The organism is Bacillus sp. FSL L8-0193 (assembly GCF_037976065.1).
Classification (GTDB): Bacteria; Bacillota; Bacilli; order Bacillales; family Bacillaceae; genus Bacillus; species Bacillus paralicheniformis.
On sequence record NZ_CP150261.1, the window covers coordinates 1,314,813 to 1,334,894 of the forward strand.

General features: G+C 44.1%; 18 protein-coding genes, 1 pseudogene and 1 other annotated feature. Of the genes and pseudogenes, 17 read left to right on the top strand and 2 right to left on the bottom strand.

The window, feature by feature from the left end:
- The first annotated feature begins 49 nt into the window (after window positions 1-49).
- The 5 genes from MHH76_RS06510 (at window position 50) to MHH76_RS06530 (ending at window position 6,182) form a co-directional block, all read left to right on the top strand.
- Window positions 50-1,693, top strand: a complete 1,644-nt coding sequence (locus MHH76_RS06510; RefSeq protein WP_025811646.1) for a peptide-binding protein — start codon at window positions 50-52, stop codon at window positions 1,691-1,693.
- 77 nt (window positions 1,694-1,770) lie between these two features.
- On the top strand, window positions 1,771-2,721 hold the full coding sequence (locus MHH76_RS06515) for an ABC transporter permease (protein WP_011197765.1): 951 nt from the start codon (window positions 1,771-1,773) through the stop codon (window positions 2,719-2,721).
- A gap of 19 nt (window positions 2,722-2,740) precedes the next feature.
- Window positions 2,741-3,655, top strand: a complete 915-nt coding sequence (gene opp4C, locus MHH76_RS06520; protein ID WP_043054288.1) for an oligopeptide ABC transporter permease — start codon at window positions 2,741-2,743, stop codon at window positions 3,653-3,655.
- Window positions 3,656-3,949: 294 nt separating this feature from the next.
- Window positions 3,950-5,215 carry an MFS transporter gene (locus MHH76_RS06525; protein ID WP_025811642.1) on the top strand — a complete coding sequence of 422 codons (1,266 nt, stop codon included), beginning with the start codon at window positions 3,950-3,952 and terminating at the stop codon, window positions 5,213-5,215.
- Window positions 5,216-5,429: 214 nt separating this feature from the next.
- Complete coding sequence (locus tag MHH76_RS06530) at window positions 5,430-6,182, top strand: YjbA family protein (protein WP_003180605.1); 753 nt, start codon at window positions 5,430-5,432, stop codon at window positions 6,180-6,182.
- Between the two features lie 244 nt (window positions 6,183-6,426).
- Here MHH76_RS06530 and trpS read toward each other — a convergent pair whose 3' ends face one another.
- Complete coding sequence (gene trpS / locus MHH76_RS06535) at window positions 6,427-7,419, bottom strand: tryptophan--tRNA ligase (protein WP_011197767.1); 993 nt, start codon at window positions 7,417-7,419, stop codon at window positions 6,427-6,429.
- A gap of 52 nt (window positions 7,420-7,471) precedes the next feature.
- Window positions 7,472-7,693: a binding site (T-box leader), on the bottom strand.
- 461 nt (window positions 7,694-8,154) lie between these two features.
- On the opposite strand from trpS, the gene MHH76_RS06540 reads away from it, so the two are divergent.
- From MHH76_RS06540 to spxA, 7 genes are all read left to right on the top strand, one after another.
- A complete protein-coding gene (locus MHH76_RS06540) occupies window positions 8,155-9,780 on the top strand; it encodes a peptide ABC transporter substrate-binding protein (RefSeq protein WP_020450931.1) in 1,626 nt (541 codons plus the stop codon).
- A gap of 95 nt (window positions 9,781-9,875) precedes the next feature.
- Complete coding sequence (locus MHH76_RS06545; protein ID WP_020450932.1) at window positions 9,876-10,811, top strand: ABC transporter permease; 936 nt, start codon at window positions 9,876-9,878, stop codon at window positions 10,809-10,811.
- Window positions 10,812-10,815: 4 nt separating this feature from the next.
- Complete coding sequence (locus MHH76_RS06550; protein WP_023856653.1) at window positions 10,816-11,733, top strand: ABC transporter permease; 918 nt, start codon at window positions 10,816-10,818, stop codon at window positions 11,731-11,733.
- A 4-nt stretch (window positions 11,734-11,737) separates the two neighbouring features.
- Complete coding sequence (locus MHH76_RS06555; RefSeq protein WP_152342713.1) at window positions 11,738-12,814, top strand: ABC transporter ATP-binding protein; 1,077 nt, start codon at window positions 11,738-11,740, stop codon at window positions 12,812-12,814.
- A 1-nt stretch (window position 12,815) separates the two neighbouring features.
- A complete protein-coding gene (locus MHH76_RS06560) occupies window positions 12,816-13,739 on the top strand; it encodes an ATP-binding cassette domain-containing protein (protein WP_025808307.1) in 924 nt (307 codons plus the stop codon).
- Between the two features lie 229 nt (window positions 13,740-13,968).
- On the top strand, window positions 13,969-14,547 hold the full coding sequence (locus MHH76_RS06565; RefSeq protein WP_003180619.1) for a GNAT family N-acetyltransferase: 579 nt from the start codon (window positions 13,969-13,971) through the stop codon (window positions 14,545-14,547).
- Window positions 14,548-14,724: 177 nt separating this feature from the next.
- The gene (gene spxA, locus MHH76_RS06570) at window positions 14,725-15,120 is read left to right on the top strand and encodes a transcriptional regulator SpxA (RefSeq protein ID WP_003180621.1); all 396 of its coding nucleotides are present in this window, start codon (window positions 14,725-14,727) and stop codon (window positions 15,118-15,120) included.
- A gap of 30 nt (window positions 15,121-15,150) precedes the next feature.
- On the opposite strand, the gene MHH76_RS06575 is transcribed toward spxA, so the two are convergent.
- The gene (locus tag MHH76_RS06575) at window positions 15,151-15,813 is read right to left on the bottom strand and encodes a TerC family protein (protein WP_020450936.1); all 663 of its coding nucleotides are present in this window, start codon (window positions 15,811-15,813) and stop codon (window positions 15,151-15,153) included.
- A gap of 178 nt (window positions 15,814-15,991) precedes the next feature.
- Between MHH76_RS06575 and MHH76_RS06580 the strand changes: the two are divergent.
- From MHH76_RS06580 to MHH76_RS06600, 5 genes and pseudogenes are all read left to right on the top strand, one after another.
- Window positions 15,992-16,117: pseudogene (locus MHH76_RS06580) on the top strand (hypothetical protein).
- Window positions 16,099-16,737, top strand: a complete 639-nt coding sequence (gene mecA / locus MHH76_RS06585; protein WP_003180627.1) for an adaptor protein MecA — start codon at window positions 16,099-16,101, stop codon at window positions 16,735-16,737. The pseudogene MHH76_RS06580 and the gene mecA overlap by 19 nt, the downstream one beginning before the upstream one ends.
- 236 nt (window positions 16,738-16,973) lie before the next feature.
- Window positions 16,974-18,278 carry a glycosyl hydrolase family 8 gene (locus MHH76_RS06590; RefSeq protein ID WP_025811640.1) on the top strand — a complete coding sequence of 435 codons (1,305 nt, stop codon included), beginning with the start codon at window positions 16,974-16,976 and terminating at the stop codon, window positions 18,276-18,278.
- A gap of 221 nt (window positions 18,279-18,499) precedes the next feature.
- Complete coding sequence (locus tag MHH76_RS06595; RefSeq protein ID WP_033155158.1) at window positions 18,500-19,516, top strand: tripartite tricarboxylate transporter substrate binding protein; 1,017 nt, start codon at window positions 18,500-18,502, stop codon at window positions 19,514-19,516.
- Window positions 19,517-19,618: 102 nt separating this feature from the next.
- The gene (locus MHH76_RS06600; RefSeq protein WP_025811638.1) at window positions 19,619-20,074 is read left to right on the top strand and encodes a tripartite tricarboxylate transporter TctB family protein; all 456 of its coding nucleotides are present in this window, start codon (window positions 19,619-19,621) and stop codon (window positions 20,072-20,074) included.
- The last annotated feature ends 8 nt before the right edge of the window (window positions 20,075-20,082 follow it).

Sequence of the window (20,082 nt, forward strand, 5' to 3'; positions counted from 1 at the left end):
CAATCGGGTGGAAAGAAGGACAACAGTTTAATAAGGGGGAATTCATAAAATGAATAAACGCAAAACAGGATTTTCAATTTTAAGCTTGCTGCTGATCTTATCGATTTTTCTAACGGCCTGCAACAGCGGCGAAGTCGGAGGGGACGAAAAGGAAGGCAAATCTGACGGGAAGCCGCAGCAGGGCGGGGATCTGATTGCTGGATCCACAGGTGAACCGACGCTGTTTAATTCACTGTATTCAACTGATACAGCAAGTTCAGATATTGAAAGACTGATCTACAACACTTTGTTAGACGTTAATGAGAAACTTGAAGTGGAGAACCAGCTTGCTGAGGAAGTAAAAGAATCGGAAGATGGTTTAACATTTGATGTTAAGCTCAAGGAAGGCGTCAAGTTTCATGACGGTGAAGAAATGACAGCTGATGATGTTGTATTTACTTACAGCATTCCGATGAGTGATGACTACGTCGGAGAACGCGGCTCGAACTTTAAAATGATAGAGTCTGTCACGAAAAAAGGTAAATATGAAGTACAGTTTAAATTAAAGAAGCCTGATCCGTATTTTTACAATGTTACACTTGCCAGTTACGGTATTCTGCCTAAGCACATTTTAAAAGATGTCCCAATCAGCAAACTCGGTGAACACGAATTCAATCGAAAGAATCCGATTGGAACAGGACCGTTTAAATTTAAAGAATGGAAAGAAGGACAATATGTAAAGGTTGAGGCTTTTGATGATTATTATGCCGGGCGTCCTCATTTAGATTCGATCACGTATAAAATTATTCCGGATTCAAATGCAGCGCTGTCACAGCTGCAAGCTGGAGATGTCGATTACTTGGTCGTTACACCAGGACCAGACTATAAAACGGCCGAGAAATTTAACAATGTGAAGATGGAAACCGATTTAGGTTTGAATTATACGTATATCGGCTGGAACGAAAGAAATGAGCTGTTTAAGGATAAAAAGGTTCGCCAAGCGCTGACACATGCGCTTGACCGCCAGGCGCTCGTTGACCAAGTTCTAGATGGAGATGGGGAAATCGCGAACATCCCGGAAAGCCCGCTTTCATGGAACTATCCGGATAACAAAGATAAGTTTAAAACGTTTGAATACGATCCAGAGAAAGCAAAAAAACTGCTCAAAGAAGCTGGATGGACAGACTCAGATGGTGATGGGATTTTAGATAAGGACGGCAAAAAGTTTTCTTTCGTTATTAAAACGAACCAAGGAAACAAAACACGTGAAGACCTCGCGGTTGTTGTTCAGCAACAATTAAAAGAAATTGGTATTCAAGCAAAACCGCAGATTGTTGAATGGAGTGCTTTAATTGAACAAATGAATCCGCCGAATTGGGATTTTGATGCGATGATCATGGGCTGGAGCCTTGCTACGTTCCCTGATCAGAGCAACATTTTCCATTCGAAAGAAGCTGAAAAAGGACTAAACTATGTTTGGTATCAAAATAAAAAGCTTGATAAATTGCTGGATGAAGCTAAAACGTTGAAGGATCGTGAAGAATATAAAAAGGCGTATGAAGATATTTACGAAATTCTGGCGGAAGATCAGCCATATACATTCTTGTATTATACGAACTACCATAGAGCGATGCCAAAAAATATGAAAGGTTACGTCTTCCATCCGAAAGAAGATTTCTATAAAGCCGAAGACTGGTGGCTGGATCAAAAATAACAGAATCCCTTGAGGGAAGTGTAGCTTGCAGCTTCCTTCCCTTCATTCTTAATGACTTTTAAAAAAGGGGATAAAAAATGATTACATATATCATTCGAAGGACGCTCATGTCGATTCCAATATTATTTGGCATTACGATTTTGTCATTTGCGATTATGAAAGCAGCGCCGGGAGATCCAATGGCATTGATGATGGATCCGACCATCAGCGCGGGAGACCGCGAAAAATTCATTGAAAAATACGGGTTGGATGAACCTGAACACGTTCAATATTTAAAGTGGCTCGGAAATATGGTTCAAGGCGACTTCGGTACTTCAATCGTTAGAAAAGGAACGCCAGTGACCGATTTGATTATGGCGAGACTGCCGAATACGTTATTGTTAATGCTCGTTTCAACCATTTTGGCTCTCCTCATATCGATCCCGCTTGGAGTGCTTTCAGCTAGGCGGCCATATTCTAAATTGGATTATGGCATCACATTCACATCATTTATCGGTCTTGCCGTCCCAAATTTTTGGCTTGGACTGATTCTAATCATGTTTCTTGCTGTCAATTTAGGATGGTTTCCAACCGGGGGCGTCATGACTCTGAATGCTGATTTTAGTTTATGGGATCGCATTCATCATTTAATTTTGCCTGCATTCGTCCTGGCGACCGCAGATATGGCGGGACTCACCCGCTACACGAGATCGAGCATGCTTGATGTGCTCAGGCAAGACTACATGCGGACGGCGAGGGCAAAGGGTTTTAAAGAAAATCGCGTCGTGTACAAGCACGGGCTTCGAAATGGTTTGCTTCCGGTTATTACGATCTTTGGTTTGATGATTCCTTCTTTCATCGGCGGAGCTGTCGTTACTGAACAGATTTTCAGTTGGCCAGGACTTGGAAAGCTGTTTGTCGACTCTGCTTTCCAGAGGGACTATCCTGTCATTATGGCAATGACAGTTATTTCAGCCACACTTGTTGTCATTGGGAATTTAGTTGCGGATATTCTTTATGCAATGGTCGATCCGCGGATTGAGTATTAATGAAGGAGGGAATTGATTCATGACACAGCCAAATCCATCGACACCTTCGCCGGAGATCACATTGCAGGAAAATGTCGCCCCAAAGCCCGAGACAATGACAAAAATCTTTTTTGAAAAGTTTTATAAAAACAAGCTGGCGGTAATTGGAGGAGTTTTATTATTTATTATTATCCTATCAGCGATTTTTGCTCCGGTGATCGCTCCATACCCGCCAGAACAGCAAAACCTTCTGAATAAGCTAAAACCGCCAAGTGGTGAACATCTAATGGGAACAGACAAGTTTGGCCGAGATATTTTCAGCCGTTTACTTTATGGGGCTCGGGTTTCTTTACTTGTAGGCTTTGCCTCTGTACTTGGATCGATTACGATAGGTACGGTGGTCGGCGCAATCGCCGGCTACTTTGGCGGAATAATCGACGCTATTATGATGAGGCTGGTGGATATTGTGTTATCCATACCCGACATCTTTCTGTTAATCACGCTGGTCACCATCTTCCAGCCGGGCATAGATAAACTGATTTTAATATTCGCCTTAACGAGATGGACGACGACGGCGCGCCTCGTCCGGAGCGAGTTTTTGTCCTTGAGGTCGAGGGAGTTCGTCTTGGCGGCGAAAACGATCGGCACAAGAAATTACAAAATTATTTTTTCTCACATCCTTCCGAATGCGATGGGGCCGATTATCGTTGCCGCGACGCTTTCCGTCGGTACCGTAATCCTTGCGGAATCGGCATTAAGCTATCTTGGATTCGGGGTTCAGCCGCCGATGGCAAGCTGGGGCAATATGCTTCAGGATGCACAGAACTTTACGATCATGATCCAGGCGTGGTGGTATCCGCTGTTCCCGGGCCTGATGATCCTGTTCACTGTGCTGTGCTTTAACTTCTTAGGCGACGGACTCCGCGATGCGCTTGATCCGAAGAATATTAAATGATCTGTGCAGCGTATTTTAGGGGCAATATATTAACAAAATGGAAGGTTCATAAATTTAGCTTTCAATGAATCTATGTGGTGGACATTGAACGAATGTTTCCTGTTAGTCGATAAAGAACACTTTCATAAATGAGGTACCAAAGGTAATCATCATTCGTAAATCTTTGGTATCTCACTTTGTTCAAACAGAAGCAGGTCTTCCAACTCCTGAAGATCTTTTGGAACTGTTAAATGAAGAAATGGGAGCCGTAGCAAAAAAATAAATCGCTTTGTTAAATGAATAGAGGTTTTAACGATGTTAAGCGTATTGAAAAATAAAAACTTTTTATTCTTGATATTAGGGCGTTTGGTAACCAATATTGGGGACAGTATGTATACAGTTGCGGCAATGTGGCTTGTGTTTGATTTATCAAAAAGTACATTTTATTCCGGATTAGCTGGTTTTTTGACGATGTTCCCAACTGTTTTGCAATTTTTAACAGGTCCGATTGTTGATAAAGTCAGATTAAATAAAGTTTTGGTTTGGAGTCAACTCATCCAAGCTATTTTGGTGTTGATTATTCCGCTTTTTTATTTCATTGGATATTTGAACATTTGGATCATCATGATGATTATGCCTCTTATCGTATTCATTGAGCAATTTACTTATCCTGCACAATCTGCCGCACTGCCTAAAATAATCAAAAGTCAAGATCTGGTTAAAGCAAACTCACTTATGTCATTTTCATATCAGGGTACAGATATTATATTTACTGGTATTGCAGGTATTGTGATTGCTTCGGCAGGAGCTATAAGCATATACTTAGTTGACTCTTTCACTTTTTTGTTAGCGGCGCTGTTTTTTAAGTGCGTAAAATTAGAACAAAAAAATGAGGAAGAACATAAGCCCCGATTCCACTTCAAAAAAGTCATACACAATTATACAACGGATATAAAAGAGGGATTTACACTCATTCGTCATTCCCTCATTCCAAAAATCCTCTTGGGCTCGATGATTTCCAACTTCATGCTTAGTGCGACGATTGTGATTTTGCCAAGCTTCTCTTCGATTAGAGGAGGAGAAGAATACTATGGATATTATTTGGCTTCCATGTCATGCGGTTTACTGTTAGGTTCAATATTAGCAACAGTGTTTGGTCGATTCGCGATAGGATCACTTACGATATACGGATTTTTCATTTCAGGGGTTTTATGGAGTATTTCGGCGATCGCCACCTCTTCATACATATCGATTATTTTATTTGGTTTGTCTCAAATATCCATCGGCGTGACAAACGTCATTTTCATGTCCATTTTGCAAAGCGTACTGCCGGAAGAGTTTATAGGGAGAGTTTTTTCTTTTATCGCAAGTTTGACAAGCATAGCAGCTCCTTTTGGATCTTTGCTGGGAGGGTTTACCGCGTCATTGATCGGCAGCGATAAGGTTTTCTTTATAGGAGGAATTGCAATGCTGTTTGTATCTGTTTATTGGGTGTTTCAGTCTTCTTTAAGATCAATTCCTTCATCAGAAAAAATAAACGCTAAAGAATACAGCTTTTTTACAAACGTGTTGAATAAATAATGTGTGAATTGCTTCATTCAGTCATCATGATTTTGCCCATTGTCTGGACTCCGCGATACGCTTGATCCGAAGAATATGAAATAAAAAGCTGAGGGATTGCCGCCCTTGGCTTTTTTTTAACGGCGATTGCCATAATCTCATCCGCTTGGAATAAATTCCTGCCCCCTTGCCTATACTGTGGACAACAGTTTTTATTAAAAGTGAGGGGTTAGAAATGTTGTTTCTTCATGATGTGTGGGTGAATTGGTTTGAGGGAGAAGAAAATGGCTACAACGTCTGCCACTTTCATGAATGGCGGAAGGAAGACAGTGTTGAATTGCTTGACCAGGTGCCTTTGTTAAGGGTGTCGTCCGTTTTGTTTCACTACATAGAAAATGATTTGTCAGAGCTTCCTGCCGAATTATTGAACGAGGTTCATCAAAAAGCGTATATTCGTAAAAATCATGAGCGGACACAGCTTGATCATTGTTTCGTCGTAACGGACGGCATTGGTATTCTCGCGGTCGATACGGCCGGTTACACAATACCGGTAAGAAAAAGCCGCCTCATTCCGAGACAGGAGCAGCTCGTTTATGAAATGGTGAAGGACGTTGAAGCGGAAACTTACGAGTTTGCACCAGAGAAGCTGCAATCTTCCAAAGAATACCACATTTTATCTTTATCACCGGAGCATGTCAGAGGATTAACGAGAAAAGAACGCCAGCTCAAACAGCTGCTGTTCATGGCGCTCGATCAGCTCAAAGGGCTCCAAAATCGGGCCGAGATCGCTTATTGGTACACCGAATGGAATCCGTATATGTATGAACAGATCAAGCGCATGACATTTGAAGAAATCTGGGACATGCTTTTCAATGAGACGATCGACGGATGGTCAGACAAACACAGGGACTTTTGTGAAAATTTGATTAAAGGACAGCCGTTTTTTGAAAAGCTTTGGGAAATTGAGAATGAGTCTAAAGTCAACTAAATTAAGAATCAAGACTGCCGGAAGTACGGCGGTCTTTTTATTTGTAAAAGCGAAAATTCTATATTGAAAAATAAAAAATATGAGCTGTCTTTCTGACAAAGCGGTCAATGAAGGACTGGAGACATGTGTTTTGAATCATTTATTATAGAAATATCGTGATCCGGAGGCAAGTGAATGCGGAGCTGCGGCTGTTCTCTATGAAAAACACCTTCCGATTATCGTACAATCGGAAGGTGTTTTTGGATCAGCGTCTTTTTCGGCCGAGTCCCATCGCGTTTTCCATTTTTTTTAGCATCTTGTTTGCTGTTTGATTTGCGCGTTCGGCGCCTTCGTCCAAAATCCGGTCCAGCTCTTCAGATTCGATCAATTCGTGGTAACGGTCTTGAATCGGTTTCAGCGCGCCGATGACGACTTCGGCAAGGTCTGATTTAAATTCGCCGTAGCCTTTGCCTTCGTATTTTGCTTCAAGCTCTTCGATTGAGGCTTGTCCGAGAATCGAATAGATCGTCAGAAGGTTGGATACACCGGGTTTGTTTTCTTTATCATATTTGACGATTCCGTCGGAATCCGTGACAGCGCTTTTGATTTTTTTCTCAAGCTGTTTTGGTTCGTCGAGCAGGGTGATGAACGCTTTTTGGTTCGGATCTGATTTGCTCATCTTTTTGAGCGGGTCGGCAAGTGACATAATGCGGGCGCCGACCTTCGGTATTTTAACCTCCGGAACCGTAAAAATGTCATTATATTTCTTATTGAAACGCTCCGCCAAGTTCCGGGTTAATTCAAGATGCTGCTTCTGATCTTCTCCGACAGGGACGACGTCTGTTCCATAAAGCAGAATGTCCGCAGCCATTAATGGAGGATATGTCAAAAGCCCGGAGACGACAGCTTCTTTTCCGGCTGATTTATCTTTGTACTGCGTCATGCGCTCAAGCTCGCCGATGTAGGCGACACACTGGAGCATCCATCCCGCCTGGGCGTGTGCAGGCACTTCCGATTGGATAAACAGCGTCGCTTTTTTCGGATCGAGGCCGATCGCCAAATACAGCGCGGCAAGGTTCCGGATGTTCTTTCTCAGCGCGAGCCGGTCCTGTGGGACTGTGATCGCGTGCTGATCGACGATGCAGAAGTAACAGTTGTAGTCATCCTGCAAGTCGACAAACTGCTTCATCGCTCCGATATAGTTGCCGAGGGTGACAGAGCCGCTCGGCTGGATACCGGAAAAAATCGTTTTTTTCATGTGAATCCCTCTTTCCATTTCAAAATAAAAAGGCCCATTCTTCCCTTAAAAGAAAAGGGACGAATGAACCGTGGTGCCACCCTGATTATTTCATTATGCTCAAAATGAAATCGCTCTAGACGTTTGTAACGGAGTCTTCTCCGGCTGAGCCTACTTATCCGTGTTCGGTCAGCTGCTCCGAAGCCCATTCCACATTCGCCATTATCCGCTCCCAGCACCGCGGACTCTCTTTAAATGGGAAGAAATGTGTACTCTTCTTCTTCATCGCATGTTATTCATAATTTTATTATATATAAATTTTAAATGAAAGTCGACAGCCTTGGGGAAAAGAAAACGAATACCGGGCTGAATAAAGTTGGCGCGGCGGCATCTGGTTCGATATAAAGAATGGTTAATGTTATACGTGTAAAACGTTTTAACCTGTAAAACATAAACTTTCCTTTTAATGTGGTTACGCTTTAAAACAGAGAAGTGTATTTGTACATTTGGCAGAAAACCTGACAATCATAAATAGTTTGAATAAAAAAATAATTGAAAATTAATATTGCAATAAATTATTCTATTAATTATAATGAATTTGTTCACCTCGGTGTTACAGGTTTCTTACATAACAAATATTCAGAAAAGACGAAACAGAGGAAAAAGTATGGCAAGTGGGCCTATTACTTTTTTATGATAAATCTGAATGTTCAGGAGTAAGGAACTAAAAAAACAAGAAATTGGGGGGGTTTCTCTTTGAAGAAGCGTTTGTCATTTATCAGTTTAATGCTCATTTTCACACTCGTCCTCAGCGCCTGCGGCTTCGGCTCAAGCTCCGGTGACGGCGGTAAAAAAGACAGCAAAGGGAAAGACACATTAAATGTCAACATTAAAACAGAACCGTTTTCACTACATCCGGGACTCGCAAACGATTCGGTGTCTGCAAACGTGCTTCGTCAGACTTTTGAAGGATTGACGACAATCGGTAAAGATGGAAAGCCGGTTGAAGCGGCAGCCGAAAAAATCGAAGTCAGCGACGACCAAAAAACATACACATTCACGCTCCGCGACGCGAAATGGTCAAATGGAGATCCTGTAACAGCAGAGGATTTTGAATACGCATGGAAATGGGCGCTCGACCCTAAAAACGAATCGCAATATGCGTATCAGCTTTACTACTTAAAAGGCGGAGAAGCAGCGAACACCGGCAAAGGGAAAATTGAAGATGTCGGCGTTAAAGCTGTTAATGATAAGACTTTAAAAGTCGAGCTTGAAAAACCGACACCGTATTTTACTGAACTGACAGCATTCTACACATATATGCCAGTCAATAAAAAGGTAGCAGAGAAGAATGCGAAATGGTACACAAACGCAGATGAGAACTACGTATCTAACGGACCTTTCAAAATGGCGAAATGGAAGCACAGCGGAAACATCGTACTGGAGAAAAACGACCAGTACTGGGATAAAGACGCTGTTAAGCTGAAGAAAATCAATATGGCGATGGTCAACGATCCGAACACTGGTCTGAACATGTACAAAAAAGGCGAGCTAGACTTTGTAGGACAGCCGCTTGACCAGATTTCAACGGATGCGATTCCAAGCCTGAAAAAAGAAGGCCTGAACATTGATCCGTTCGCATCGGTTTACCTGTACAAATTCAACACTGAAGCGGCTCCGCTGAACAATGTCAACATCCGTAAGGCGCTGACATACGCGATCAACCGCGAAGCGATCGTCAAAAACATCACGCAAGCGGAACAGCTGCCTGCGATGGGATTAGTGCCGCCGGCAGTCCACGGCTTTGAGTCAAATAAAGGCTATTTCAAAGACCATGATGTTGATAAGGCGAAAGAATACTTGGAAAAAGGTTTGAAAGAGCTCGGTTTGAAAAAAGCGTCAGACCTTCCGAAAATCACGCTTTCCTTCAACACGGATGAAGCACACCAAAAAATCGCTCAAGCCGTTCAGGAAATGTGGAACAAGGAACTGGGCTTAGATGTCGAATTAGGCAATGAAGAATGGAACGTATACATCGATAAGCTCCATGCAGGAAACTATCAAATCGGCCGTTTAGGCTGGACCGCCGACTTTAACGACGGAATGAACTTCCTTGAAACATACCGCGACAAAGAAGGCGGAAACAATGATACGAACTGGGAAAACGCAAAGTATAAAGAGCTGCTGAATAAAGCATCGAGAGAAACTGATTCAGCGAAACGCATCGAGCTGATGAAAGAAGCAGAAAGCATCATCATGGATGAGCTGCCGGTTGCACCGATCTACTTCTACACAATGCCGTATCTTCATGATGAAAGCTTAAAAGACTTTGTTCTAACTGGTACTGGTGAGATCTATTTCAAAACCGCGCATTTTGAATAAAATTGCATGAAAGTATATGGGGCTTAGACTTTCCCCCCATATACTTTTATTTATGAAAAGAAGTTAATAGACTGAATATTCGGAGGTGTGTAAAATTGATTAAATTTTTAGGCCGTCGTCTTGTTTATATGTTAATTTCTCTCTGGGTTATCGTCACAGCTACCTTCTTCCTGATGAGAGCGATACCGGGCGGACCCTTTTCAGGCGAGAGGAAACTTCCCCCTGCAATTGAAGCCAGTCTCAATTCCTACTATGGTTTAGACCAGCCTCTTTTTAAACAATATCTCGATTATTTAGTTTCGGTAGCAAAGTGGGATTTCGGGCCGTCATTTAAATATAAGGGACAAACTGTGAACGACTTGATCAGCTCAGGTTTTCCGATTTCTTTTACACTTGGATTGGAAGCGATTTGCCTTGCGCTCGCTTTCGGCGTATTGTTCGGCGTGATCGCCGCGCTGAAGCGAAACAAGTGGCAGGACTACACAGCGATGATCATTGCGGTTGTCGGGATCTCTGTTCCGAACTTCATCATGGCTGCACTTCTTCAATACGTGCTGGCAATGAAGCTTGGCATGTTCCCTGTCGCACAATGGGAGTCATGGGGACATACTGTGCTTCCTGCCATCGCAGTCGCCTCGATGCCGATGGCGTTTATCGCCCGTTTGACGCGTTCGAGCATGCTTGAAGTGCTGAGCAGCGACTATATCCGCACGGCACGTGCAAAAGGTTTGAGCACACCGGCCGTTACGTTTAAGCATGCGATACGAAATGCCATCATGCCGGTTGTTACATATATGGGGCCAATGGCGGCGTCCATTTTGACAGGAACGTTTGTCGTCGAAAAAGTATTCGGTATACCGGGACTCGGCATGCACTTTGTCACCAGCATTACGAACCGAGACTACACGGTGATCATGGGTGTTACCGTCTTCTTCGGGGCAATCTTGCTGCTTTGCGTCTTGATTGTCGATCTTTTATACGGCTTAATTGATCCGCGCATTAAACTGTTTGGCGCTAAGAAAGGGGAGTAATAGGATGCAGCAAATACCAAAAGACATGTTTGAACCTGCAGCTGTTGACCATAGCGAAGCCGAAAAGATCTCAAAGAAAAACCTTTCATTTTGGACAGACGTATTCTTGAGATTTAAAGAAAACAAGCTGGCGCTGTTTGGACTGGTGGTTCTGATCCTGATCGCTCTGATGGCTATCTTCGCGCCGGTATTCTCAAGCTTTCAATATGAAGAAACGGATTTAACGAATGCGAACCAGCCGCCGAGCGGCGAGCACTGGTTTGGAACAGATGACCTTGGAAGGGACGTATTCGTCCGTACATGGGTCGGCGCACGCATCTCGCTGACAATCGGACTGGCTGCCGCGCTGATCGACGTTTTGATCGGTGTGATATGGGGTGCGATATCAGGCATCAGAGGCGGACGTACTGACGAAATTATGATGAGAATTGCAGATGTTTTATGGGCGATTCCTTCCTTATTAATGACGATCCTGCTGCTCGTAGTGATGGGAAAAGGCTTGGTCACGATGATCGTCGCGATGGTTATTACGGGATGGATCAACATGGCGAGAATCGTCCGTGGACAAGTACTCCAGCTCAAAAATCAGGAGTTTGTGCTCGCCTCAAGAACTTTGGGAGCGAAAAACTCGCGCATCATCAGAAAGCACTTGCTGCCCAACATCATGAGCCCGATCTTGGTCACCATGACATTAACCGTGCCTACGGCTATTTTCTATGAAGCGTTTTTAAGCTACCTCGGCCTCGGGGTTCCGCAGCCGCTTGCAAGCTGGGGAACGATGGCTACAGACGGTGTGCAGGGATTGGAATATTACCCATGGCGCCTGTTCTTCCCGGCTACTTTTATCTGTCTGACCATGTTTGCATTCAACGTTATCGGCGACGGACTGCGCGACGCTTTAGATCCGAAGCTGCGTAAATAAAGGAGTGAGAAAGATGAAACACTTACTTGAAGTGAAAGATTTAGCCATTTCTTTTAAAACATACGCCGGAGAAGTACAGGCGATCCGCGGCGTCAACTTTCATGTTGACAAAGGAGAGACGCTTGCGATCGTCGGAGAATCCGGATCAGGTAAAAGCGTCACTTCGCAGGCGATTATGAAACTGATTCCGATGCCGCCGGGCTATTTTAAAAACGGACAAATTTTATTTGACGGACAAGATCTGGTTCCGAAAACGGAAAAACAAATGCAGTCAATCAGGGGAAAAGAGATCGGCATGATCTTTCAGGATCCGATGACTTCTTTGAACCCGACGATGAAAGTCGGCCGTCAAATCACAGAAGTGCTGTTTAAGCATGAAAAGATCTCAAAAGAAGAGGCCAATAAGCGGGCGGTAGAGCTTCTCAGCCTGGTCGGAATTCCGATGCCTGAACGCCGCGTCAACCAGTATCCGCACGAATTCAGCGGCGGGATGCGGCAGCGCGTCGTCATCGCGATGGCGCTTGCAGCCAATCCAAAGCTTTTAATCGCGGACGAACCGACGACAGCTCTTGATGTGACGATTCAGGCGCAGATTTTAGAGCTGATGAAAGAATTGCAGAAAAAGATCGAGACATCCATCATTTTTATTACGCACGATCTCGGCGTTGTCGCGAATGTCGCAGACAGAGTCGCCGTCATGTACGCGGGACAAATTGTGGAGATCGGTACGGTCGACGAGATTTTCTACAACCCGAAGCATCCGTATACATGGGGGCTGTTGGCATCAATGCCGAGCCTTGACAACGACGGTGATGAAGAATTAATGGCGATACCGGGGTCTCCGCCTGATTTGACCAATCCGCCGAAGGGCGATGCTTTTGCATTAAGAAGCCCTTACGCAATGAAAATCGATTTTGAACAAGAACCGCCGATGTTTAAAATATCTGATACACACTATGTGAAGTCATGGCTTTTGCACCCGGACGCTCCAAAAGTCGAGCCGCCGGCGGCTGTCAAAAGCAAGATGAAGGAGTTTAGAAATCAGTATGAAAAACCGGTTGAAGTGAAAGAAGGTGAATGATGTGGCAGAAAAACTGCTCGAAATCAAGAATTTAAAACAGCACTTTTCAACGCCGAAAGGGATTGTGAAAGCTGTTGACGGAATCTCTTTTGACATTTACAAAGGAGAAACGCTCGGTCTTGTCGGTGAATCCGGCTGCGGAAAGTCGACGACCGGCCGTTCGATCATTCGTTTGTATCAAGCGACTTCCGGAGAAGTCTTGTTTAAGGGAAAGAATGTCCACGACAAAAAGTCTGCCAAGGACCTTCTCGAATTCAACCGGAAGATGCAGATGATTTTTCAGGACCCGTATGCTTCCTTGAACCCGCGGATGACGGTTGCCGACATCATCGCAGAAGGAATTGACATCCACGGTTTGGCCAAAACGAAAAAAGAGCGGCTTGAGCGCGTTCATGAACTCCTCAAACTCGTCGGCTTAAATAAAGAGCACGCGAACCGCTATCCGCACGAATTCTCCGGCGGACAGCGCCAGCGGATCGGAATCGCAAGGGCGCTTGCGGTCGAGCCGGAATTCATCATTGCCGATGAACCGATCTCCGCTCTGGACGTGTCCATTCAGGCGCAAGTCGTCAATTTAATGAAGGATTTGCAAAAGGAAAGAGGGCTTACATACCTTTTCATCGCTCACGATCTGTCGATGGTCAAATATATCAGCGACAGGATCGGCGTCATGTATTTTGGGAAGCTTGTTGAATTGGCGCCGGCAGATGAACTGTATGAAAATCCGCTTCATCCGTATACACAATCATTGCTTTCCGCCATTCCGCTCCCTGATCCGGATTATGAGCGTACGCGCGTGCGGAAGACGTATGATCCAAGCGTCCACCAGCTGAAAGGCGACGAACAGATGGAGCTTCGCGAAGTAAAGCCCGGCCATTTCGTCATGTGTACAGAGGAAGAATTTAAAGCCTATCAAACCAAATAAACGAAGCAGGAAGACAGCCGTCACAAGGCTGTCTTTTTTTTATGCCGAACAACCGCCGGCAATTTTTTGAGAAAAAATTTGAAACCTTCGCGGGAGACAACCGTCTTAGTATATGTAGGTAACATGCTCAGCTTCACTGAAGCTCCTTTCTAAAAAGATTTTGTTTAAACTAAAAAGAAAGCGGGTATATCTAAAGTGTGAAATTAGAACATCCATAAGGAGCAAATCAATGAACTGGTATGAGAAGCTTAGCGAGTATTTCCCAATTGAAGAAATGAAATCAAAAGAGCACATGGAAGCATTGTTAAAGGAACAAAACGATATTTACCATAAAGAAGAAGGCCGTCATCATGTGTTGATGTACGCCGAATTCGACTCTTTTATTTTCATCGACTATTTATTCGTTTCTAAAGACGCGCGAGGACAGGGACTTGGTTCCAAGCTGATTGAGAAGCTGAAAAAGAAAAACAAACCGATCCTCCTCGAAGTCGAGCCCGTGGATGAAGATGATGCCGATACGGCGAAACGTCTTAAATTTTATCAAAAGGAAAACTTTAAACACGCTGAGTCGATTGGTTACCGTCGCCGGTCACTCGCAACCGGCAAAGTGAACAAAATGGAGATTTTGTATTGGTCTCCAAAATCAAACACAGAGAAAGAAGTGTTTGACGCGATGAAAGAAACGTACGAAAAAATCCATACATACAAAGATGAGAAGTGGTATGGAGAATCTTATGAAGATGTGGATGACGTCCTTACGATTGTTGACGATCATAAACAAAAGAACATTTTCGATGAATTGAGCTAAATGAGAATAACAGATGGCATAAAAAAGCAAAAGTCGCTGGATTGTCAAAAAATTTCTGTTACAGACTGTTCACACTTACTTTTTTATAGTATAATACTCAATAAAGATTACTTTTTTAGATTTATTTCAATTTAAGAATACGCTAATTTCATTCTACTTTTTAAGGAGTGAAGCAATATGGTTACATTATATACATCCCCAAGCTGCACGTCTTGCAGAAAGGCGCGCGCATGGTTAGAAGAACATGATATTCCGTATACGGAAAGAAATATTTTTTCAGAGCCTTTATCAATTGATGAAATAAAAGAGATTTTACGAATGACGGAGGACGGAACAGACGAAATTATTTCAACCCGTTCCAAAGTGTTCCAAAAATTGAACGTCAACCTTGAAACAATGCCGCTTCAAGAGCTGTACCAGCTCATCAATGAACATCCGGGCCTTTTGCGCCGTCCGATCATCATTGACGAAAAGCGCCTGCAGGTTGGATACAACGAAGACGAAATCCGCCGCTTCCTGCCGCGCAAAGTGCGCACATTCCAGCTTCGTGAAGCGCAGCGTCTCGCAAACTAAAAGAAGGCTGAATTTTTCAGCCTTCTTTTTTTAATGCTTTTCACTCGTCTGTTCATAATAAATACTGGCTAGAATCACAAAAATCACCGTCAGGACGGGCAGCAGCATTTCGAGGGTGCTGTGTTGCGCCATAAAGGAAGACAACTCCTGCTCCCTGACGATCATTTCGCCGCCGGTATAAGCGAGCAGTCCGCTTCCCGCGTATATGAAGAGCGGAAACTTTGCAAGGGCCGCTTGAATCAGCCTGCTGCCCCAAATGATGACCGGGACGGAGACCATCAAGCCGACAACGACTAGCATCAGGCGTCCGTGCGAAGCTCCAGCGACCGCAATCACATTATCGAGCGACATGAACAAATCGGCAATCACGATGATACGGATCGCCTTAAATAAAGATGTCCCGCCTTTGACATGCTGGGCATCTTTTTTCTCAATCAAAAGCTGATATCCTAAGTACAACAGGAAGATTCCTCCGATAAATTGCAGATAAGGAACCGCGAGCAGGTACACTGCTGCCATTGTTAGCGCGATTCTCATCATGATGGCGATCAATGTGCCGATGATGATCGCTTTTTGTCTTTGCCGTGGAGGCAAATGACGGCTTGCCATTGCAATCACAACAGCGTTGTCGCCGCCAAGTATGAGATCGATTCCGATGATCACAAGGAACGACATCAGTACATCGTGTTCCATCAACTGGCACCTCGCTTTGCCTTTGCATCGGGACTTGCCTAAAAAGCACCCGCATCTACAGCTGCTGCTTGTACAACTAATATATGAAGCAGGCCGGAAAATATGTTAGCTTGGCTTTGGAGGCGTTTTTATTTCTTTTCCGCCTTTTTTATCATAAAATAGAAAATAAAGATTGATTATGGATAAGGTTAAGAAGTGGACGTAATGGGTAAAGTGTAGTAAAGTACAATTAATTGGGAGCTTAGTTATCCCTTCAACATCTTACAAAGAAGGGAAGGTTGGCAAATGGAAATCGAAAGAATAAACGAACATACGGTTAAGTTTTATATTTCCTACGGTGATATCGAAGACCGCGGGTTTGACAGAGAAGAAATTTGGTACAATCGAGAACGCAGTGAAGAGCTTTTTTGGGAAATGATGGACGAAGTGCACGAAGAAGAAGAGTTTGCCGTTGAAGGCCCCCTTTGGATTCAAGTGCAGGCCCTTGATAAGGGATTGGAAATCATTGTGACAAGAGCTCAGCTGTCCAAAGACGGACAAAAGCTGGAACTGCCGATTCCTGAAGATAAAAAACAGCATGTAGCAGAAGAAAGCCTTGATGCTTTGCTTGACGACTTTCAAAAAGAAGAGCAGGCAGAAGAGCAGAAACTGCAGTTTGTTTTAAAGTTTGACGATTTTGAGGATTTAATCTCACTGTCAAAAATGTCTATCAGCGGCTGCCAAACGACATTGTACTCTCACGAGAACCGCTATTATTTATTCGTGGATTTCAGTGAACTGCCTGATGAAGAGGTGGAAAACCAGCTGAGCATTCTGCTGGAGTATGCCTCAGAATCAAAGACGACGATTCATATGCTGAAAGAGTATGGAACACTGATTGCAGCGGATCATGCTCTTCATACAATAAAAAAGCACTTCGCATAAAAAAGCCGGTTTCTTTTGAAGCCGGCTTTAACTTTCGGAACAAATATAACAAAGAGCTTCAATTCTCCACAACTTCCCTCCTCCCGTTCTACATCTTTCAAACGGCTCACCACTTTCAAAAGAAAACGATCATTTCGGACCAAACCAAATAGGGTCAATCTGATCTATACACTTCCAGTTTCATTGATTAAGATGGATTGGTGTTATGACAAATTTTGAAAGGTGAGATTGATTTGATGCGAAAAAGTTTAAAATGGATCATGGCTGTCTTTATTGGTTTAACATGTTTTTGTGCCGCTTATTCTCAAACAGCCATGGCAGCCGTACATTCCAAGACTCCGGATATTCTCGGAACAACGGGTAAAAACAATTTGAATCAGGCCTATAAAAAATACTTTGATACAAAAGGCGATGGTAAAGGCGGATCGCTGTTTCATTATATGAAGGACGGTTCAGCTTACATCGCTTCGACGACGGACGATAACCTGGGAAATGGCTACTACAGCGTCAAAACAGAGGGTATGAGTTACGGGATGATGATTACGCTGCAAATGAATGATGAGTATAAGTTCCAAAAGCTGTGGGATTTCGTCCGTAAATATATGCGCCATTCCGACAGAAGCGACAGTTTGTACGGCTACCATAGCTGGCATATGAAAACGAACGGCTCAGACGTGCAAACCATTGATCAGAATGTTGCATCTGACGGCGAGGTCTGGTTTGCGGCAGCGCTCATGATGGCATCTGGCCGCTGGGGAGATAAAAAATACCCGTACGATTACAAAGAGCGGGCTCAAGACATGCTTGACGCTTTGGCCGGTGATGGAGAATACGCCAACACAGGTAAGGAATCGCGAGTGTTTATTAAAAACAGCAAGGATCAGCGCTATGCGATGGTTCGATTCGGCCCTTATGTCAATTGGACGGACCCATCCTACCACGTTCCTGCTTTTTTCGAGTTGTTCGCTAAAAGCGCCAGAAGCAGCCAGCAGTATTTTTGGAAAGATGCAGCAAACAAATCTCGAACATACTTGTCAGAAACAACGTTTAAAAGCGTGTTAAATAACGGATCAACCGTCACCAATGCGGCCACAGGGCTGTTTCCCGATGAAGCCGGCTTTGACGGCGTAAGCGATGCGGCTCATTCCTCAACGGAAACAGACCGAAATTTCAGCTATGATGCTTGGCGGACGGTGTCTCATATCGCTATGGATCATACACTTTGGTCCTCGGCAGATAACGCATATCGCGCCAGCGAGCAAAAAGCGGTTAACAAGTTCTTGACGTTTATGAAACGGGAAAACTACGGGAGAACGGCCCATGAATATACGCTGAATGGGACGGCCGTCAAAAAAGGAAGCCCGGTTGGCCTGATCGCCGCCAATGCGGGCGGCGCGACTGCAGCAAGCGATGCATCATTAAGGACGGGATTTGCCAATGCGTTTAACAGCACATATATTCCAGAAGATTATTACGGATCATGTCTTTACATGCTGAACAGCCTTGTGGCAAACGGCAAATTTACGATGTACCTTCCTTAAAAAATGTAATATCAAATTGAAAGACTGACCCTTCTCTGCGGAGAGGGGTTTTTAATTGGTCAGAAGTTGATCCCATAATTATCCTTTAACAAAAATTACATCTCTATTTGAGGAAGATTTTTGTGAACTTTATGAACAAAAAGAATATTATGCAGTTAAACTGTGCACGAAAAGTCGAGGAAGCTATAATGAAAGCGATTACAATGAAGGGGGAGCACAACATGACAAAGAGGGGTAGATGTTACGGCTTTACAATTTTGCTTGTGTTTGCGCTGATTTTGGGAGGATGCGGCGGAAACACGGCTTCAAATAAAGCCACGAACGAAAAAGATTTTAAACCTTCGAAAGCAATTGAGGTCGTTGCGCCTGCCGGAGCCGGCGGGGGATGGGATACAACGGCCAGAACGATCTCGAAAATTTTAGGTGAAGAAAAATTGATTGAAAAGATGGCTGTCGTCAATAAACCGGGCGGCGGGGGAGCGTCGGGATGGTCGTATGTCCACCGCAAAAAAGGTGATAACCATACGTTGTTTGTTACATCTCCGCCGATTTTGTTCGTGCCTTTAAACGGACAATCCCAGTACGGTCACAATGATTTTACGCCGATCGCAAGCGTGATTGCCGACTACGGAGCGTTTGTCGTTCATAAAGATTCGCCTTATCAGTCGATGACAGATCTTGTGGATGCGCTGAAAAAAGATCCGAAAAAAGCCTCTATTGTAGGGACGTCTTCTCCGGGAAGCATGGACCACATGCAATTTGTCAGCGCTGTTCAAAAGGCTGGCGTTGATGCGAAAGAGCTGAAATACATTACGGCGCAAGACGGCGCCGGGATGAGCATGCTGCTCGGTAAAAAAGCCGACGTCTACTCGACGGGTGTCGGTGAAGCGGCCGAACAGGCGCGCGCCGGAAAAGTCAGAGTGCTGGCCATCACCGCTCCCGAACGCATGAAAGGAGATACGGTCAAAGATTTTCCGACCTTAAAAGAGCAGGGAATCGATGATGAATTTACGGTCTGGAGAGGATTTATGGGACCTCCGGGAATGAGCGAGTCCGCCGTAAAATATTATGAAGAAAAAATCAAAGAGATGATGGAAAAAGACAGCTGGAAATCGATTCGGGACAGCTATGGATGGACGGATAAGTTTATGGGCCATCAAGAATTCAAAGACTATCTTGACGCTCAATATAAAGAAATGGAAGCGCTCCTTGATGATATCGGATTAGGTGGCAAATAAAATGGTCTCCGCGCGGTTGCCGGTATGGGAAAGCGACTTAAAAGCTTTGCCCGGCACAGCCGGCGACCGGCAAGCTGAAATCGAGAAAGGCTGGTGTAAACCATGAGAATCACAAACCGGGCCGTTTCTGTCATCATTTTGGCTGTGGCAGCCATTTACCTGGCGTTCAGCTTTAATTTAGACAGCTATCCGTACGCGGTGATCGATGCGGACGTGCTGCCGAAAAGTTTAGGCATATTGCTTCTCATTTTGGGTGTATTTCTGTTTTTTGAAAAAGATCAAAAAGATACAACGGTGAAAAAGCTGTTTCAGCTGAAGAAAAAAGACGTCAAGGTCATGATGCTCTGTGTTGCTTCTCTGTTGATCTACATTTCGATTTTGGAATTCATCGGATTTTTGCTTTCTACGGTAATGCTGCTGATCGTTTTGCCCGCGGTGTTGGGATATCGAAATTGGACAACGGCTGCGCTCGTTTCACTGATTTTCAGCGGCACAATTTATTTTTCATTCAACTATGTGCTCAACATCATGCTTCCGCAGGGGGTTATGCCTTTTTAATCGAACAT

Bases quoted from the DNA above. Each gene is read 5' to 3' on its own strand.
- MHH76_RS06510 (WP_025811646.1), top strand. From the start codon at position 50: ATGAATAAACGCAAAACAGGATTTTCAATTTTAAGCTTGCTGCTGATC.
- MHH76_RS06515 (WP_011197765.1), top strand. From the start codon at position 1,771: ATGATTACATATATCATTCGAAGGACGCTCATGTCGATTCCAATATTA.
- opp4C (WP_043054288.1), top strand. From the start codon at position 2,741: ATGACACAGCCAAATCCATCGACACCTTCGCCGGAGATCACATTGCAG.
- MHH76_RS06525 (WP_025811642.1), top strand. From the start codon at position 3,950: ATGTTAAGCGTATTGAAAAATAAAAACTTTTTATTCTTGATATTAGGG.
- MHH76_RS06530 (WP_003180605.1), top strand. From the start codon at position 5,430: ATGTTGTTTCTTCATGATGTGTGGGTGAATTGGTTTGAGGGAGAAGAA.
- trpS (WP_011197767.1), bottom strand. From the start codon at position 7,419: ATGAAAAAAACGATTTTTTCCGGTATCCAGCCGAGCGGCTCTGTCACC.
- MHH76_RS06550 (WP_023856653.1), top strand. From the start codon at position 10,816: ATGCAGCAAATACCAAAAGACATGTTTGAACCTGCAGCTGTTGACCAT.
- MHH76_RS06565 (WP_003180619.1), top strand. From the start codon at position 13,969: ATGAACTGGTATGAGAAGCTTAGCGAGTATTTCCCAATTGAAGAAATG.
- spxA (WP_003180621.1), top strand. From the start codon at position 14,725: ATGGTTACATTATATACATCCCCAAGCTGCACGTCTTGCAGAAAGGCG.
- MHH76_RS06575 (WP_020450936.1), bottom strand. From the start codon at position 15,813: ATGGAACACGATGTACTGATGTCGTTCCTTGTGATCATCGGAATCGAT.
- mecA (WP_003180627.1), top strand. From the start codon at position 16,099: ATGGAAATCGAAAGAATAAACGAACATACGGTTAAGTTTTATATTTCC.
- MHH76_RS06590 (WP_025811640.1), top strand. From the start codon at position 16,974: ATGCGAAAAAGTTTAAAATGGATCATGGCTGTCTTTATTGGTTTAACA.
- MHH76_RS06595 (WP_033155158.1), top strand. From the start codon at position 18,500: ATGACAAAGAGGGGTAGATGTTACGGCTTTACAATTTTGCTTGTGTTT.
- MHH76_RS06600 (WP_025811638.1), top strand. From the start codon at position 19,619: ATGAGAATCACAAACCGGGCCGTTTCTGTCATCATTTTGGCTGTGGCA.